General features: G+C 43.4%; 16 protein-coding genes and 1 tRNA gene. 2 read left to right on the top strand and 15 right to left on the bottom strand.

Annotated features, from left to right (window positions below; genetic code table 11):
* Window positions 1–373: 373 nt before the first annotated feature.
* The 7 genes from citX to D1155_RS06225 form a co-directional block, all read right to left on the bottom strand.
* Window positions 374–883, bottom strand: coding sequence for a citrate lyase holo-[acyl-carrier protein] synthase (citX, locus tag D1155_RS06255; RefSeq protein WP_160201531.1), 510 nt, complete (start codon window positions 881–883; stop codon window positions 374–376).
* A gap of 235 nt (window positions 884–1118) precedes the next feature.
* Window positions 1119–2381, bottom strand: a complete 1263-nt coding sequence (locus tag D1155_RS06250; RefSeq protein WP_160201530.1) for a TRAP transporter large permease subunit — start codon at window positions 2379–2381, stop codon at window positions 1119–1121.
* Window positions 2382–2383: 2 nt separating this feature from the next.
* Complete coding sequence (locus tag D1155_RS06245; RefSeq protein WP_160201529.1) at window positions 2384–2881, bottom strand: TRAP transporter small permease; 498 nt, start codon at window positions 2879–2881, stop codon at window positions 2384–2386.
* 24 nt (window positions 2882–2905) lie between these two features.
* Window positions 2906–3937 carry a TRAP transporter substrate-binding protein gene (locus D1155_RS06240; RefSeq protein ID WP_160201528.1) on the bottom strand — a complete coding sequence of 344 codons (1032 nt, stop codon included), beginning with the start codon at window positions 3935–3937 and terminating at the stop codon, window positions 2906–2908.
* Between the two features lie 15 nt (window positions 3938–3952).
* Window positions 3953–4810, bottom strand: coding sequence for an SGNH/GDSL hydrolase family protein (locus D1155_RS06235; protein ID WP_160201527.1), 858 nt, complete (start codon window positions 4808–4810; stop codon window positions 3953–3955).
* Window positions 4811–4823: 13 nt separating this feature from the next.
* On the bottom strand, window positions 4824–5660 hold the full coding sequence (locus tag D1155_RS06230; protein ID WP_160201526.1) for a hypothetical protein: 837 nt from the start codon (window positions 5658–5660) through the stop codon (window positions 4824–4826).
* Window positions 5661–5689: 29 nt separating this feature from the next.
* A complete protein-coding gene (locus D1155_RS06225) occupies window positions 5690–6922 on the bottom strand; it encodes a hypothetical protein (RefSeq protein ID WP_160201525.1) in 1233 nt (410 codons plus the stop codon).
* A 209-nt stretch (window positions 6923–7131) separates the two neighbouring features.
* Between D1155_RS06225 and D1155_RS06220 the strand changes: the two genes are divergently transcribed.
* Entirely contained in the window at window positions 7132–7851 is a 720-nt protein-coding gene (locus tag D1155_RS06220; RefSeq protein WP_160201524.1) for a GntR family transcriptional regulator, read from the top strand.
* 215 nt (window positions 7852–8066) lie between these two features.
* On the opposite strand, the gene D1155_RS06215 is transcribed toward D1155_RS06220, so the two are convergent.
* From D1155_RS06215 to D1155_RS06200, 4 genes are all read right to left on the bottom strand, one after another.
* On the bottom strand, window positions 8067–8723 hold the full coding sequence (locus D1155_RS06215) for a helix-turn-helix transcriptional regulator (protein ID WP_161880229.1): 657 nt from the start codon (window positions 8721–8723) through the stop codon (window positions 8067–8069).
* Window positions 8704–9333, bottom strand: a complete 630-nt coding sequence (locus tag D1155_RS06210) for a DUF3990 domain-containing protein (RefSeq protein ID WP_160201585.1) — start codon at window positions 9331–9333, stop codon at window positions 8704–8706. Before D1155_RS06210 ends, D1155_RS06215 begins: the two co-directional genes overlap by 20 nt.
* 55 nt (window positions 9334–9388) lie before the next feature.
* Window positions 9389–9476 (bottom strand) — tRNA-Ser (locus D1155_RS06205).
* 313 nt (window positions 9477–9789) lie between these two features.
* Window positions 9790–10779 carry a diacylglycerol kinase family protein gene (locus tag D1155_RS06200; protein WP_160201522.1) on the bottom strand — a complete coding sequence of 330 codons (990 nt, stop codon included), beginning with the start codon at window positions 10777–10779 and terminating at the stop codon, window positions 9790–9792.
* A gap of 110 nt (window positions 10780–10889) precedes the next feature.
* On the opposite strand from D1155_RS06200, the gene D1155_RS06195 reads away from it, so the two are divergent.
* On the top strand, window positions 10890–11999 hold the full coding sequence (locus D1155_RS06195; RefSeq protein WP_160201521.1) for an aminopeptidase: 1110 nt from the start codon (window positions 10890–10892) through the stop codon (window positions 11997–11999).
* Window positions 12000–12070: 71 nt separating this feature from the next.
* On the opposite strand, the gene D1155_RS06190 is transcribed toward D1155_RS06195, so the two are convergent.
* The 4 genes from D1155_RS06190 to D1155_RS06175 all read right to left on the bottom strand — a co-directional run bounded on the left by D1155_RS06190 (window position 12071) and on the right by D1155_RS06175 (window position 17009).
* Complete coding sequence (locus D1155_RS06190; protein ID WP_160201520.1) at window positions 12071–13396, bottom strand: DUF2812 domain-containing protein; 1326 nt, start codon at window positions 13394–13396, stop codon at window positions 12071–12073.
* Between the two features lie 4 nt (window positions 13397–13400).
* The gene (locus D1155_RS06185) at window positions 13401–13724 is read right to left on the bottom strand and encodes a helix-turn-helix transcriptional regulator (protein ID WP_160201519.1); all 324 of its coding nucleotides are present in this window, start codon (window positions 13722–13724) and stop codon (window positions 13401–13403) included.
* 484 nt (window positions 13725–14208) lie between these two features.
* Window positions 14209–15708: a carboxypeptidase M32 gene (locus tag D1155_RS06180; RefSeq protein WP_160201518.1), complete on the bottom strand. Its 1500-nt coding sequence runs from the start codon at window positions 15706–15708 to the stop codon at window positions 14209–14211.
* A gap of 347 nt (window positions 15709–16055) precedes the next feature.
* Window positions 16056–17009, bottom strand: a complete 954-nt coding sequence (locus D1155_RS06175) for an oligopeptide/dipeptide ABC transporter ATP-binding protein (RefSeq protein ID WP_160201517.1) — start codon at window positions 17007–17009, stop codon at window positions 16056–16058.
* Window positions 17010–17011 lie beyond the last annotated feature (2 nt).

Genomic DNA, 17011 nt, shown 5'->3' with positions numbered 1-17011 from the left:
TTTGCGGAATGAAAACCCCTTTTTTGAAAAAAAATATAATCTTTCCGAACTTTCTTTTTAAGCAAACACCATACTCCGATTAAACCTTTATTTTTAGCCATTTATTCTCAATTCAAGTTCGGATATCAATTCGTTTTTTTGGTAAAAAATCCGAAATATCATGTTCAAAAATGGAAATTTTATACCGTTTTCCATTAAATTCCTCTGGTTAGATTCCGCAGCAATGCCTTTCATATTCGTGCAAAATCTAACCGATTTGTATGAAATTATCCCATACCATTTTATGTCATACTATCTTTATGCGTGTAAACAAAAAAACAATTCAGCCAGCAAATTCACAGACTGAATTGACATTTTTAGCCTTTCTATTCTACTAAAAAAACTTGCTTAAAATCCGATTAATTTCCGCAAGGAGCAGCTCCATCGGATGGCTTTGACTGCGAGCACAGACCTTCGCAGCTTCACCACAAAGAAGACACCGCCTGCCTGGCATTCCAAGGTTTGACCGTGAAATACTCCCTTTTTCAGATAAAACATCCATATCAAAAATTCTTCCCAAAGGCGTCGTATCTTCGATTTCCACAGTCACCCTTTTCACCTCTTCAGGCTGCATACCTGTTATCATTAGATAGCCTTCTGCGCCGGTCGAAAGAAATTTTTCTTCTCTATATAAAATCTGTTCTGCCGAAATTTTTTCCGCAAGAAGTTCCATTCCCACCTTCAAAGCTTCCCTATAAGCAGGCTTATCTTTTACAGGCCCCGGAATGTTCAAAGTCACCGAAACCAAAACGCCATCATGCTGGTCAAGCAGCATTCTTTGCTTCTGCGCCCGCTTTTCTCGGGAGTCTAAAAGTTCCTGCAAAGTAATCGGATGTTCTGTCATGTCCGTCCTTCTTTCTGCTATTACTGTATTTCCTATGATAAATCAAATACCCCAGTAATTCAACATTTCTTTTTATTGAAAAGTCATTTTGGAGGCTCTCATGCTTTTTCGAAAAATAGAAACACTTTTATTATATCATGTTTTTTCAGCACAACCCAAATAATACTGACACTTTAATTCCATAAGAAAACCCGGTCTGCTTCTCGCAAACCGGGTTTTATCTCAACAAACTATATTATAGCAGCACTGTGGTCAGTACTGGAAATGCAGCAATCAAAATCACCGCCGCAATTACCGTCAAAATATACGGAACCAGCCCTTTTACCACGTCTACATAACTTTCTCCCGTCGTCGAGCAAACAGTAAACAAGTTGACCCCAAAAGGAGGCGTAATATAACCAACTACCAGCGCAATTACAAAGACCAATCCCAAATGGAGCGGATCAAATCCGAGAGCAAGTCCTGTCGGCACGATAATCGGTGCCAAAATAACAACAGAAGCGCTGGTTTCCATCAAAGTACCGATGATAAAAAGCAGAATTAGAAGCACTGCCATGTATAGTACTTTGGTATGTAGCAACGGCACCAAAAATGTCGTAATAGTTGCCGGAATTTTTCCTGCTGCAAGAAGCCAGCCAAATACGTTAGCTGAGCCTACGATCAGTAGTCCCATCGCCGAAACTGTAGCGGATTTTTTCAAAATCTCAAAGAGCTTTTTAAAGGTCATGCTTTTATAACAAATTGAAATCAAAAGACTGTACGCACATGCAATCGCCGCCGCTTCCGTTGCAGTAAAAATGCCTTTATAAATACCGCCAAGTACCAGCACAGGCATAAACAAAGTTCCTGCAGCCTTCCATGTATAGCCAAGCACTTCCCTTGCCGTATACTTTTTATCGCTGACCTCTATTCCCCATCTTCTCGCCATTAAATTGTTTGCTGCAATCAGTGCAACAGCCATGAGTACGCCTGGAACAATTGCTCCTGTAAACATATCCGGCACACTGACTCCCATGGTTGTCCCGTAAATAATCATCACAATGCTCGGCGGAATAACCGGTCCTAAAGCCCCTCCGGCAGCAACCAGCGCCGCAGAAGAATTTTTCGGATATCCTGCGTCAATTAGCGCCGGATACATAATCGCTCCGATAGCCGCAACAGTTGCAGGTCCGGAACCTGTTAGTGCCGCAAAAATCGCACACGCTACAATTGTAACGGTACCTACACCGCCTCTGGTACGTCCGCATACACAGGATGCCCAGTCTACAAGGCGCTGCGACATACTGCTGCCCTCCATAATATATCCTGCCAAAATGAACAATGGACAGGCAAGAATCGGAAAACTGTCAAGACCTCCAAACATTCTCTGTACCATAATGATTAAATCAGCAAAGTCGGTACTCACCAGTGTAATTCCACTGCAAAGCACAAGGGCATAGGCAATCGGCATACCGATTAACATCAAAACTAATAGAGAAATAATTAAAATTGCGCCCATATTTATGCACCCGCCTTTCCGCAAAGCTTTGCGATGCCAGTGGCTGCCCCATCAACACAGTGAAGCAGTGTCAAAATGCTTCCTACCGGAATCGCCCCATAAACCAGACTCATAGGAAGATGTACCGCCGTACTGGTTAATCCTGAGGCAGATGCCGCATAAGTAATGCCATACTTTGTCAAAATAGCTGCAGTCACTCCTGTTAATATGAAAATAATTGTCTCCTGCAGCGCAATCTGCTTTTCACTTTTCAGCCTCTTTTTTAGAAGGTCAATAGCCGCTCCACTGCCCTCTTTTACTGTCACAGCCGTGGCAAGAAGAATCATCCACACAAATACATATCGCATGGTTTCCTCACTCCATGTGAGGGAATTATTTAAGAATCGGCGGAATATCACCTGCAGGGTGCAAACGATGGCAAGATATGCCATCATTACTGCACAAACTGCTTTGCACGCCTCATTTACTACGTTACTGATTTTATTTAATCCCTTTAACATAGTCTCCGTCCTTTCCGGCAGCGCCTACTTTCTCAGTGAATCGACATAGTCCATAGCCTTGTCATAGAGCTCAGCGCCAATTTTATCGCGATAGCTGTCCAAAATCGGCTGCACTGCTTTACGCATTTCCTCTGTATTTACATCACGGTTTACTACTGCGCCAGCTTTTTCAATTTCAGCAAGCTGAGATTCCACAGATTCCATCTGTGCTTTTCTTGAAGCCTCATTAGCCGCTTTTGCTGCTTCAGAAAAAATTTCTTGCTCTTCAGCAGACAATTTATTCCACAAGTCATCACTGGTACACATATACCATGCTGCAAACATGTGATTGGTCATATCGATGTACTTCGCTGCGGTATAAAGCTGCATGGAATAGATGGAAGAAACCGGAAACTCACAGCCGTCTATGGTACCCTGTTGCAAACCTGTAAACACCTCAGCCCCACCCATCGGTGTTGCATTGGCACCAAGGGCATTAAAAGTATCTGTAAACAAATCCATCGGCGGAACTCTCCACTTCATTCCCTTGAAATCAGCCATTGCCTTAATCGTCTTCTTCGTGTTCAGAGACTGGCGGAATCCTCCGTCCAATATACTCATCACCTTCATTCCTTTGCTCTCCAGACCCTGATTCATTTCTGCTGCAATATCACTGTCAATGAAAGCATTTGCCTGTTCATCATCGTCAAAGAGGAACGGCAGTGCATACAGCTGGTGGGCAGGATTGTACCCACTGATTGCCGCGTTTGAAGTAATTCCCATATCTAAAGTGCCCAGGGTCAGTCCTTCTGCAATTTCCACATCATCACCCAAAACACTGTCACCTTGAATATCAAATGTGATTCTTCCTTCTGTCTTTTCTGTCACTAAATCCGCAAATGTTTTGCAGTATATGTAGACAGGATCTTTTTCGTTATTCGGATGCGGAGTTGCAATAGTAATTTCCATCGCTTTTGCTTCACCATCTGAGCCAGCCGGTTCATCAGAACCGCCGCTGCACGCAAAAAGTCCTAAAATCAAAGTAAGGGTCAATATTGCCGCTAATATTTTCTTCATGATTCTTTCCTCTTTTTATCTTTCTCCAAACATGGTTTCCACTGTGTCCAGTAGAACTTTCATAAAATGCTTTGCAAGAAATTCCTGCGCCTCTTTTGTCAAATGCAATCCGTTTTCTGGAATATTCACATCGCCCTCAAAAGCTTTTAAATTCTCCGTTTGGTCGTTCAATACACAGTTTTTCACTTCTGCAATTTCTCTGATAACGCCGTTAAAAACATCCCAGTCATCAATTCTGTAGGTCCATCTTTTATCACGCACTCCTCTTTCCTGCGCAGGAATGTTACACGGAGTTAGGGTGTGGAGAATCACCTGACTGTCGTATTGTTTCACCATATCGATAATGTAATTCATATCTCTTGCAAATTCTCTCGGACTCACATTATTCTTTGTATAGACGTCCCGGTTTCTTCGCATATCGTTAATGCCCATATAAATCGAGCACAAATCCGGCTTATACCTCAGCACCCGGTTATAAAGGTGTGCCATGGTTTGCGGCACAGTCTCGGCAGTTACTGCTGCGTCGATAACTTCAATTTGCGGATAATACCGGCGCAGTAAATCTGTCACTACATTGACATAGCTCAAATATTCCGATGAAAAGGAGCAGCCGATAATCGCAAAGCGAAAATTTTTTTCAGTCAGAACCTTCTCCATTCTCTCTCCATATTCTGACCTTACAGTTTCCGCCATTTCATCTACCTGGAATTTAAGCGCGCTGATAATATCCTCAATTTCTTTTTCGGTATAATCAAAGCCCTTGGCCAGAAGTGGAATATTATCTTCCATCCACATAACCCCCTGGTCGTAGCTTTTAAATCGGATATTGGTATATGCGTCATAATAGTCGCTGACATTTCCAATCTGTTTCACACTTTCACCTCCTTCAAAGCTGTGCCAGCAGCACCTTTATAAAGCCTCTTGCAATGGCAAATTGCGCTTTTTCTGTCAGTAAAACTCCATTCCCATCTAAAACTACAGGTTTTTCTATCTCACGCAAAACAGCTGCAATATCATTGAGTGCACACTGATTTTTTTCTGCAATCTGATAAATCAGTCTGTTCCTAATCTCAATTTCGTCATTACTGATTGTCCAGTTCATATGCGCATATGCATGTTCCGCCGCTTTTTGCTCCACTGGAGGCAAAGTGTTTAAAATCACCTTGCTCCCAGTGTGAAGCATAACCTTAGTGAGGTAGTCCACGTTATCTCTAAACTCTTCTCTGGAGGAAATCGTCTTCACGAAAGCATCTTTACCGCAAAAGGCGTCATTGGTTCCAATCAAAATAGAAGTAACCGTAGGTTCCTGAGACACTGCAAGACCGTAAATGTATTGCAGCGACTGATTAGAGGTATCCCCCGTATTTCCTGCAATAGAAAGCTTTATTTCCGGAAACTCTGCGAAAAGCCGCTTCAGAATATTATAGTAGCTCAAACATTCGCTAGTCATCTGATCTCCAATAAAAACAAAGCTGGCTGGACGATTTTTAAGTTTTTCATAAAGCTTCTCGCCAAACTCCTCTTTCAACAACTCGACTTCGTCTTGTAATATCCGATCCATTTCCGAAAAAATCCTTTCCACTTCTTCCAAAGAATACCCATAGATTTCTGCAATCTTTTCGGCGTCATTGTCCAGCGGCACGCAGTGCCTGTATAGCTTCATTCTCGTATTGGTATAGCTGTTAAAAAAGCTCCCCGTATATCTGGCATCTTCTTTTGCCATATTCTTGGACCTCCTTTTTCTTTGAAATTTTAGTCAAGGGGTGGCATTTCCGGTATCCATTTTTCCTGCAGCAGTACATCCGGATCTCCGTACTTTGCTGCCTCTTTAATTACCTCCGGATCGTCCAAAATCATTAAGCGTCCGTCTTTAATTAAAACTTCCCCATTTACAGTCAGTGTTGGGAAGAACACTTCCATATCTCTGTGTCTATACCACTCATCTTTACCGCCGCCGATTCCAAAGTGCAGTACGCCGGAACGTCTGGTACCGCCAACCCATGCCTGGAAAGTTTCAGAACCCTGATATCGATATTTATAACCCAATCTGAACGCACGAGGATGTACACCGTACATAATTTCTTCTATCCAGTTAATTCCAGGTCCCGGAGATACCCCAAAGGTCGTGCATCTGCCCTCTGCACTGGCATTTTTTCCTTTCTCAAAATCTCTCATCCATTCTTTTGCGACTGCGCCGCCGCCCTCCATTGCTACAATGCGTCCGCCTTTCACGAAGGCTTTCATTTCAGGCACATAACCGGTATGAATAGATGTCGCTACGATTACACCTTCTGCATTGGCGCCATTAGGCTTTGGTTCGTAAGGAATCATGCCTACCTGCTCCGTTCCAAAGGTATTAATCGGATCCTTTCCGTTTTCGTTCTTGATTTCTCCCTTTGTACACATTTTAAAACCTTTTATGGTAATATCTGTTCCCTGCAAATCAGTAATGTGCATAACTGCATGATCCGGGTCACCGCCGATGGCATTTAAAAGATGCTCATGAGCCTTGAAATTCAAATATTTAAGCAAATCGTTCGGATAGGTTGCCCAATCGCTTGTCAGCGCTTCTTTATTAGAAATAGCCACGCTGAGCATTCTCGTATGATATTTGCACCAAAAATCTGTCGGATGCAGTCCGTATTTACTGAATCCTGTGCCGTAAATTCCGTGCATATCGGCATATCCACTTAGATTAATACACAAATCAGCAGCTTTCATTGCCTCTATCAGCACCTCCGGATACGGACCGCAAAGGGTATTGTTGGTGATTTCACTGGAGCAGCAGCCGACTCCTGCCGCCGGAATCGTAATTGCTGTTACATACCCTCCCTCCGATTCGTAAGCAATTCTATATGCATCTACGATTAAAGAATCCGTTGTGGTATCTGCAATCAGCAGCACAGATTCGCCTTCGGTAATAGGGCACGCATTTCTTGCACAGTTCAGCGTGCCTTTCATCATGTCTGAAAGTCTAATTGTCATAATGATCTCCTTCTTCGCTTCTCAGTTTATGTGTTACAATTTTCAAAGAATTTGTAATACAAAGTATATACCACTTCCGAATTCTTGTCAATACATTTTTAATCATTTTTTAATACATTTATAATACACTTCAAAAGAATTGTCTCTTGCATTTTTCTCTTATTTGTATTATAATCGACTATAATAGGACATACTCAGGAGGAAAATTTATGGCTAAAGGGCGTACTACTTTACCCCTATATCTGCAAATCGCAGCTAGGATTAAGAAACATATCGAAGATGAAGAGCTCATGGCAGGTGACCGTCTGCCCTTTGAGAGTTGGTTTATAGAACATTTTAACGTTAGTCGTGTCACAGTCAGAAAGGCTATCGACCATCTCATAGCAGAAGGCGTCATAGAACGTCGTCCTTATCAGGGACTTTATGTATCTCAAAAGGAAATGCAAATGCATTCCGATTCTCCAATTTATTCTTTCGGACTTTCCGACGATGACCCTAATATTACGTCAAAAATCATCTCTTTTGATACACTATCTGCTTCTGATAAGCTGCAACAGATTTTCCAGTACGAACAGGAAGAAAAAACATACTATATCAATATTTTACGATACTATAACGGCAAGCCGTTTACAATTCAGTCTGTTTATCTGAACAAAGAGCTGCTTACGGATCTTGACATTTTTGCTTTAAAAGACAGGCCTCTTTACGAAATCATAGAAAAAGACTACGGACTTAACATCAGCCATCTCAATGTAACCATGTCTATCTCTGTACCTACAGAAGAACAAGCCGAATGGCTCTGCGTATCTCCCCTTGATAATCTTTTGGAGGCGACCGATTCACTGTGTCTTTCCGACAATAGGGTTGTCCGCTATGCGATTTCCCTCTATACCAACGCGATTGACTATAACTATACGGTTTATAAATAAATTTCATTTCACGAAAAAAGCACCTATTGACTACGATAGGTGCTTTCTTATGCTGTGTTTTCATTCCCATAACATTCGGATTTTTTAAGGGAATTAGATGTTTTAAAGGTAAACTGCGAAGGGCCCTCGCTTTAAACTCCTTTATATCAATTTGTTAATCCAATTTGAAATAAGCCAGCCTGTCATTTGCTTTTATCTCAATTTATGTTACACCGTTACTCTTCTGATATAGCAACAGTTTCCAGTAGATCCTCCACTCTGCAGCCCAACGCATTAGCAAGGGAGGCAACCGCCCGTACAGACGCTTTCCCAATCTCCTTCGTGCCAAGTTCATACTGTTGCAGTGTGCGCAGATTAACATCTGACTTTTCGGCAAGTTCTCTTTGTGAGTACCCGCATGTTTTCCTCTGAGCCTGTAGCTTTGTTGTTTGCTTTTTTCGCCGTAATATAGCGTTTACGGTATATAAAAACTTTTCTTCTGCCGCTTCATGGTGCGTGGAGTACATCTTCAGCACCTCAATCATTGAGATATTTGCGTGTATGTCTTTAAACGACTGATCCGTGTACCACTGGTAAAAAGCAAGTATCCAACCACTCCAGTATTCAGCCGATGCGGCGTATTCAATTTGCGCCTCCGGGAAGTTTATAGCAATCCCAGATTTTAAACAGACCTCCATAACAAGTTCGGTTCCTGAAAATCCTGATATAACCTTTGGATTACCTTTGCCAAACTTATCTGCATAACCGCTGGCAATGAACAGTTCCATAAAAGCATCAGCTTTCATTTTGCAGGCGTTTACGGCATAGTCAAAGGCTTCGCCTAAATTGATCATAGCGTCATGCAAATACTGTTCAGTGTAAGCGTGGATCATTTGGCTTTATCTCCTTTCGTATAATATCTCGCATGAAAATCCCATCCAAATCCTCATTTTCCAATTCTTTGTTGTAGGCGTCTCTCGCCTTATTATCTCTCACTTTACGCCTTGCATAATAAAGAGTATTATCCGCAATCTCATAATTAAGAAAACGGATGCTTTCAAATGCTTTTTGAGATTTTAAAACAAACTGCTCACCGAGCTTTCCGAGCTTCATGGCATAACCTAACTGCTTCAGCGATATCTCATTGCTCACAAAAGAGCGGGCAAACGAAAAGTAAGAGTCATCTGCACGATATCCTATAATGACATCATAGGATTGGAACTCCGGAAGAAAATTTTGAATCAAATAGTCTTTTTCTCGTCTTGCAAGAGGGGTTGATAGTCTTGCTTTCCGATGAAGCATCAAAATGGCAAGCCAGTTTAGTATTGTGAAATCATTCGAAGAAAGGTTCAGAATCGCTAAATCAGAGAGATCGATTTCATACCGATTAGCAAAGCCGTCTACATTCTCGCTACAAGCCCATTCTTTAGCAAGCTCAATATGCTCTGTGCAGTAGAAGCCTTTCCCATAATCCTTTACAATTTCGACCTTTCGGCTTCGAATCCCTGACTCTGATTTCCACGAAAAAAGCGCGCCTGCGGCGCGCTTTTATAACACTTGGCGGAGAGTCAGGGATTCGAACCCTGGGTCCGGTTAAGGACACAGCATTTCGAGTGCTGCACGATCGACCACTCTGACAACTCTCCAAAACAGCTTATTTATTCTATCATAAATCCATTTAAGTTTCAACTAAATTCTACGATGCAAACACGGCAAACGCACAAAAACGTTCTATGCCAGCTAACATTGACAAATTTCTTTCACCCCGTGTATTTTTGTCAATAAACCATCAGTGCAGCAGGTCAAAAGCGCTCTTAAATCCCTTCAACTTTGTCAGAATTGACAAAAAATCAAGAGTTTGTCAATCTTGTCAATATTAGAGCGTAAAATATGAACAAATCGGTATTTTAACGCGCATTTATTGACAAAAATACAAAATATCCAAGAATTTGTCAATGTTCAATTTCTGAAAGCTTTTTCGTGCGTTTGTCGTGACGATGCAAAAACCATTGCAGCCTTCGGCACAATGAACCGCAGTCCATTAGGCACGATAGAAAATTCCACTTCTCCCGCAACCTGAATCTCTCCATCTGCACAAAGAATAAAATTTTGCGCCATAGGCGAAATCTTTAAGGCAGTACACTGTTTCACCGTTATAACCTCTTCAATCCCTGGAATTTCTAAATGATTACCCTTCATATAGCTAGGAAACAGTTTGAGAAATTTCAGTCGAGATACATCGTGAATGATATTCAAATCAAAGACGCCGTCTGTCAACGCTGACTGCGGCGATGTTTTCAATCCGCCACCGCAAAAACTTCCGTTGGCAATTGCGCAAAGCAACACTTCACCATCGATATGCACGGCATCGCGTTCAGTTAGATGCAGACAAATCCCCTTCTTTTTGATGAACATGCCAAGCACCGCTAACAGATACGCCATACTGCCGGAAATCATGGGTTTCTTCTTCAGCCGTCCAGCCAGTTCTGCCACGTTGCAGTCAAAACCGATATTAAACATGTTAGCGCAGTACCGCGTTTGCGCTTTTCCGGCAATCACGCCGCTATATCGCATCAAATCCACCTGTGTATCCGCCCCCTCAAACTGTGCCTTGAGGTCGAGAAAACTTCCCGCTTCAGGAAAATTCCGCACAAAATCATTGCCTGTTCCGATAGGCACACAACCTACTGCAATATTGTCAAATCCAAAACTGCCGTTGATCACCTCATTCAAAGTGCCGTCTCCGCCACAAGCGTAAAATCTAGCTTCTTTCCCCTGCAATTCCTGCGAAATTCGGCGAGCAGCAGTCTCACCGTCACCCTCTGCCTTTGTAATATATATCTCATACTGCATAGACAAAGCCTCGGCTGAGGCTTTAATATCCGCAATAAATCGTTCAATCCCTTTCCCCTGACCCGCAACCGGGTTCACAAAGAAATAGCTGATCATTATATGCTCCTTTTATCATAAGTAGTTTTATTTTACGCTAATCTCCTTTTAATTACAAGGGGTTTCGGCTATAATATATCGAAGAAACAAAAAAACAAGGAGGTATCCCGATGGATCCAAGAGACAAAAAATTGGCAGATTTGCTGATCAATTATTCCTGCGATATAAAACCGGACGAAAATATTTTAATCGACTATGAAGGCGCTGCTTGCAAGCCTTTGATCAAGGAGCTGATTCGCAGCACCTACAAAGCCGGCGGCAGACCCTTTATCGCAATTATCGATAGCGAAATCAACCGTGAACTTCTGTTGGAATGCAGCGAAGAACAGGTCAAATTTAAAAACGACTATCTGCTTCACCAGATGAAAGGCATGGACGCTTTTATCGCGGTGCGCGGCGGTGATAACGCCTCCGAAATGGCGGATGTACCTTCCGAAAAACTGAATCTGCACAGCAAACTTATGCAGCCTTTGCAGGACTACCGAGTCAACAAAACTAAATGGTGTATTCTCAGATATCCAAACGCCGCGATGGCACAGCTTGCGGGCACCAGCCAGGAAGCTTTTTCGGAGTTTTTCTACAATGTCTGCACGCTGGACTACGCAAAGATGAGCAAAGCCATGGATCCACTGGTAAACCTTCTAAACAAAACCGACAAAGTCCACATCAAAGGACCTGATACAGATTTGGAATTTTCTATCAAGGGAATCGGCGCTGTCAAGTGCGACGGCAAAGCCAATATTCCTGACGGTGAAGTCTATACCGCTCCTGTCAAGGACTCCATGAACGGCTATATCACTTACAATACCGTCAGTCAGGAGCAGGGCTTTACCTTCGAAAATATTCATTTCGACATCGAAAAAGGTCGCATCGTCAATGCGTCCGCCAACAACACCGAGCGAATCAACAAGCTACTCGACACCGACGAAGGCGCAAGATATTTCGGAGAATTTGCCTTCGGTGTCAATCCTTACGTCCTGCATCCAATGAAGGATACCCTTTTCGATGAAAAAATCGCCGGCAGCTTCCACCTGACGCCGGGCATGTGCTACGAAGATGCGCCAAACGGCAATGAATCCTCCGTTCACTGGGATTTAGTCATGATTCAGCGTCCGGAATATGGCGGCGGCGAAATCTGGCTGGACGACGTCCTCGTGCGCAAAGACGGGCTCTTTGTTCTGCCGGAACTGAAAGGTCTCAACCCTGAAAACCTGAAATAGCCAAAGTTTTAAAAGCCGCAGGGCGTCTGCAAAGGCAAACCATTGCCGAAAAACAGACGCCCCGTATTTTATCATTTTACTGCCAGCAGCTTCTCGCGGATTATTTTTTTCTGACTGTCGCTGAGCGGTATATTCGTATTTATCCAAATCGCTCTGTCACCATATTGAAGAATCCACTTATTCTCTTTGCTGCCGCCTTCACCAACGGAAATATAAGTCTTTCCCCCATGAAATCTCTCATCTTCTATCTCGGAAAATTCCATGAATTCCTTCCGCGATTCTATCATCCACTGCACAAGCTTCCTGGCATTTCCAACATAGACTCTATATGAAAGAAAGTAATTTTCTTCATTGTTCGAAAAATCGTCGCATTCCATATACCGAATAAATGGCGTTCCACCTCTGTCGCAGTACCGGTCCGCATAGGCTGCCGTTTCGATGCCCAAATCTTCCATCGTAAGCGGCAATTCATCCAGGGAAACCATTTGGTAACTACCGTCAACCTGCACATATTCGCCACTCTCTGCGGTTTCTATAATTACACCAGTCACTGCCGAAGTCAGCACCGCCAATCCAATTCCAATCAATAAATAAGTTCCGTAATTCCCCTTCCTCGCTTTGCCAAATCTAGCGCTAAAAAAAGGAAACAGTATGATAAATAGCAGAATCACCGCAAACAGCGCCAACGTTGTTATCATCTCCGTTCGCTTTCCGCTGAAATAGGCGTCCAAAAGCTGTGCGCCCCAAATGCCGCCGAAAATATACAGCAGTATAACCTTATCCAAGATTCGATTCAGCCGTTTCTTCCTATAATCCGGAGACTGACCGTCCGCGACAGCTTTTTTAGCCTTTAAATACCAATGCAGATAACTGCCTGCCAACAACACAAGCACCAGCATAAGAAACGGCATACCGAATACAGCAAGAATTTCTCTGCTGCTCATTAAAGTACCATAATCAAAGTTCAATCTGAAATGCTTCATCCAAAGGCAAGAAAAAAATAAAGCGATAACCGGAAGCCAGAGATTCATCTTCTTTGCTTTGCGGTGAACTGCCGCAAGCTTCAATGCCGGATCTGTATGAATAGGCGTTGCATCTAAATCATCAGTTTCAAAAATCTGAATCTTCCCATCGCTGAACATATGCCGCCAGCCAGCTGATTCACAGTACTCGATAAATCTTGCGTTGTCGTAGTCATTGTCATCGGAATAAACCAGTTCTACACTGACTCTGACTTTCCGCAGCGCACTCCTGCGAAAGCCCAAACTTACGCCCGTCTTGCTAGTCAGCTGCCAGCCCTCAGCCGCTTTTTTCTCAAGAAATTCTGCCAGTGCGTCCAGTTCATTATATTCACAGGCAAAACGTACTGTCATGGTGTTCATGTCTTTCAGTTTCATCTTCTCACCTCTCCTCCTCGTAATACTTTTCAAAATCCGAAACCAGCAGCTGATGCCGCTGATGCTCCTGCAAGAGCCGCTTCTTTCCTTCCTCTGTCATACGATAGCTTCGCTTTCCCCCTGCCACTTTGCCTGTGGTCTCTTCAATCAGACCTTCTTTTTGAAAATCACCAAGAAGCGCGTACAATGTGCCCGGTCCCAGGCGAACGCGTCCGTCAGTCATCACTCTGACAGCCTCCATTACGTCAACGCCGCAAAGTTCCTGCTGGAGCGCAAGGAGTACATAATACATCTGTTCCGTTAAGGTTTTAAATTTTTCCCGCGGCATGATTTCATAATTCCTTTCTCAGTCCCATCTCATCATATCGAATATCGTATCGATATTCGATATGATTGTAGCTACAGTATACACCAGCGATGAAAGTATGTCAACTGATATTGGCACCGTATCCTTAACCTAAAATAGAATTTCTTTTAAAAAATGTATAAGAAGATTCCATGCCGCATCTGTCAACTCGGTTTTCATCGCACTTTAGCAATAGTTTAGCTGCGGTTTCAACCAAATTCATTCTCAAAACTTGCATCTGGCGCAAGTTTCAAAGAAATTTTCCTAATGTCTTACATTCTACGCAAGGCAGCTCCCTTAGACGAGTTATCTTCTTATACATTTTTTTAGAAAAATCAAGGTTTAAGTTAAAAAAGCAGTGCATCAGCGAAGATAGGAAAAACATAGAAAGAAACCTCAAAAAAGCCCATACGCCCCAAGGATTCCCCCGGAGCGCATGAACCAGTTATTTTACAGGACAACAATCCTATAACGCATATAAATTTTTAAACTTCTTTTCCAGATAATCTACATAATAAGCCGGATTAAATGGCTTTCCGCAGGTCATCTGAATCAGTTCATCCGCTGTGTACAGCATGCCGTGACGGTAGATTTTCTCTGTCAACCACTGACATACCGGCGCAAAGTCTCCTTTTTTGCAACAAGCATCCACATCGACAGCCTCACGCAGCACCGCGTAAATCTGTGCGGAATAGGCTGTTCCCAAAGCGTAGCTCGGGAAGTATCCAAAGGCGCCGCCTGCCCAGTGGGCGTCCTGCAACACGCCGCGAGTATCATCCGGCACATCGATGCCAAGGTATTCCTTATATAAACGATTCCATTCTGCAGGCAGTTCGCTGACGGAAAGCGTGCCGTCGAACATCCGCTTTTCAATTTCATAACGCACCATAACGTGGAGCGCATAGGTCAGTTCATCTGCGTCAGTACGAATCAAAGATGGTTTTGCCACATTGACAACCCGATAAAACGCTTCAGCTGTCACATCCTTCATCTGCGCAGGAAACAATTCCTTCACCTTTGGAAAAATCAACTGACAAAACGGCAAACTGCGCCCGATGTAGTTTTCCCAAAGGCGGGACTGCGACTCATGGATTGCCGTGGTAGCTCCTGCTCCCAGTACTGAAAACTGCAGTGCATCGTCTATCGACAATTCATACATACCATGACCGCTTTCATGAATGACGCTGTACAAATTACTAGTCAAATCCTCTTCCAGATATTTGGTCGTAATACGCACATCATTCTTAGAAAACTCAATCGTAAAAGGATGTTCAGTCTCCCGCAGGATGCAGCGTTCTTTGTCAATTCCCATCACATCCATCACATATTCTGACAGTTCCTTCTGTGCTTCTAGATCAAAAGGTCCTGTCAGGAATGAGGTGTCCGGCTGCTGCACCGCGCCTACCGCCTGAATCAGCGGCACCAATTTTTCCCGCAGTGCGTCAAAGAAAGAATCCATCTGCGCCTTCGTCATGCCCTTTTCAAATTCGTTGAGCAGTGTATCATACACATCGCCGCCCGGATTGATGTATTCGGCGTAGCGTTTTTTCATTGCAATCAGCTTCTCAAGATGCGGCGCGAAAATCGAAAAGTCATTGTTCTTCTTCGCCACTTCCCAGTAGTGATTCGCTTTGGTCTGCGCTTCCTCCATGGCGACAACCTCTTCCTTTGGAACCTTCGCCATCTTCACCTGCTCCTCGTTAAGCTCCTCAACTTCACGGCGCGTCTGAAAATCCAGTTCCTGCCGCTGTCCATACAAATCCTCTAATAAAGTCTTAAACTCCGGATTCACAGTCAGACTGTAAATTTCCCCGCTGAGCACACCTGTCGTTGCACTCATAGACTCTGCCGCACCCGCCGGCATGGATGTAGAAGCATCATAGAACAGAAGGCTGGCAGCATGATTGTATGCCTTCAGCTTTTTTTGATGTTCCTTCAAGGCTTTTACTTTATCATCTAAATTCATTGCTGTTTCCTCCTCTTTCATCGGTTGTGTAAAACCCTTCTTTCTCTGGTTAATTGCACAACTCATCATCGACAAGGTTGTGTAGAATCCCTAGATTTATCCCAATTTTACACAACTTGAACTACAACAGTTCTCTTTTCAAAGAAAAAGTTGTGCAATCTATAGAAAAAGAATATCCGTTGCACAACTATCTTCAGAAATCTTTACTAACATTGGGCTTAATAACGTGGAAGTTGTGCAATTTCATATTTTTCCATTGGTTTTACACAACATAACCAACAAAGAGCTGTGCAAAACCAGAAATAATTCCAAATTCTGCACAACCTTTGTCAAATACGGCAAGTACTTTACGCTTTACAGCATGCAACAAAATGTCCCGGCTCTCTTTCCTCAAACGGAATATCAGCAGCGCGGCATTCATCACTTGCAAACGGACATCGATTGGCAAAGCGGCAGCCCGGTTTCGGGTTAATCGGGTTGGAAACTTCACCCTTGATGACCTCAATTTTCTTGCCCTTCATCTCGATGCTCGGTACAGGAATGGCTGACAGCAGCGCTTTGGTGTACGGATGAATCGGATTTTTAAACAGTTCCTTGGATGGCGCTAGTTCCACACACTGTCCCAGATACATCACCGCAATCTGGTCGGAAATGTGCCGCACAACAGAAAGGTCGTGGGTGATGAACATATAGGTCAAGTTTCGTTCGTCCTGCAAATCCATCAAAAGGTTCAAAATCTGTGCCTGAATGGATACGTCCAACGCGGAAACCGGTTCATCACAGACGATAAACTTCGGATTTAGCGCTAGGGCTCTTGCCACACCGATTCTCTGGCGGCGACCGCCGTCCAGTTCATGCGGATATGCGCCGGAAAGACGTTCCGCAAGGCCTACGGTTTCCATCAGCTCAGAAACCTTATCAAAAACTTCCGCTCTGCTTCCGCAGGCTTTGTTAATAATCAGTGGTTCTGCAATCAACTCCTGCACACTCATACGTGGATTCAGACTAGAATACGGATCCTGGAAAATCATCTGCATATCCTGCCTGATTTTATGAATCTGTTTATGCTTATAATCCGTAATATCGTTTCCATCAAAGATAATTTTACCGTCGGTCGGCGCATGGAGCTTCAGAACAGTTCTTCCCAGCGTGGACTTTCCGCATCCGGATTCGCCTACAACGCCCAAGGTTTCCCCTTCGTTGATAGACAGCGTAACGCCGTCCACCGCATGAAGCTGTACCCCTTTGGATATATCAAAATACTTCTTGAGGTTTTGTAATTCTATTAACGGTTTTCCCACGG

It is taken from the genome of Anaerotruncus sp. 80 (assembly GCF_009936115.1).
Taxonomy (GTDB): Bacteria; Bacillota; Clostridia; order Peptostreptococcales; family Anaerovoracaceae; genus Senimuribacter; species Senimuribacter intestinalis.
Note: the sequence above shows the minus strand (reverse complement) of the source record. Positions and strands in the feature narration are given on the sequence as shown.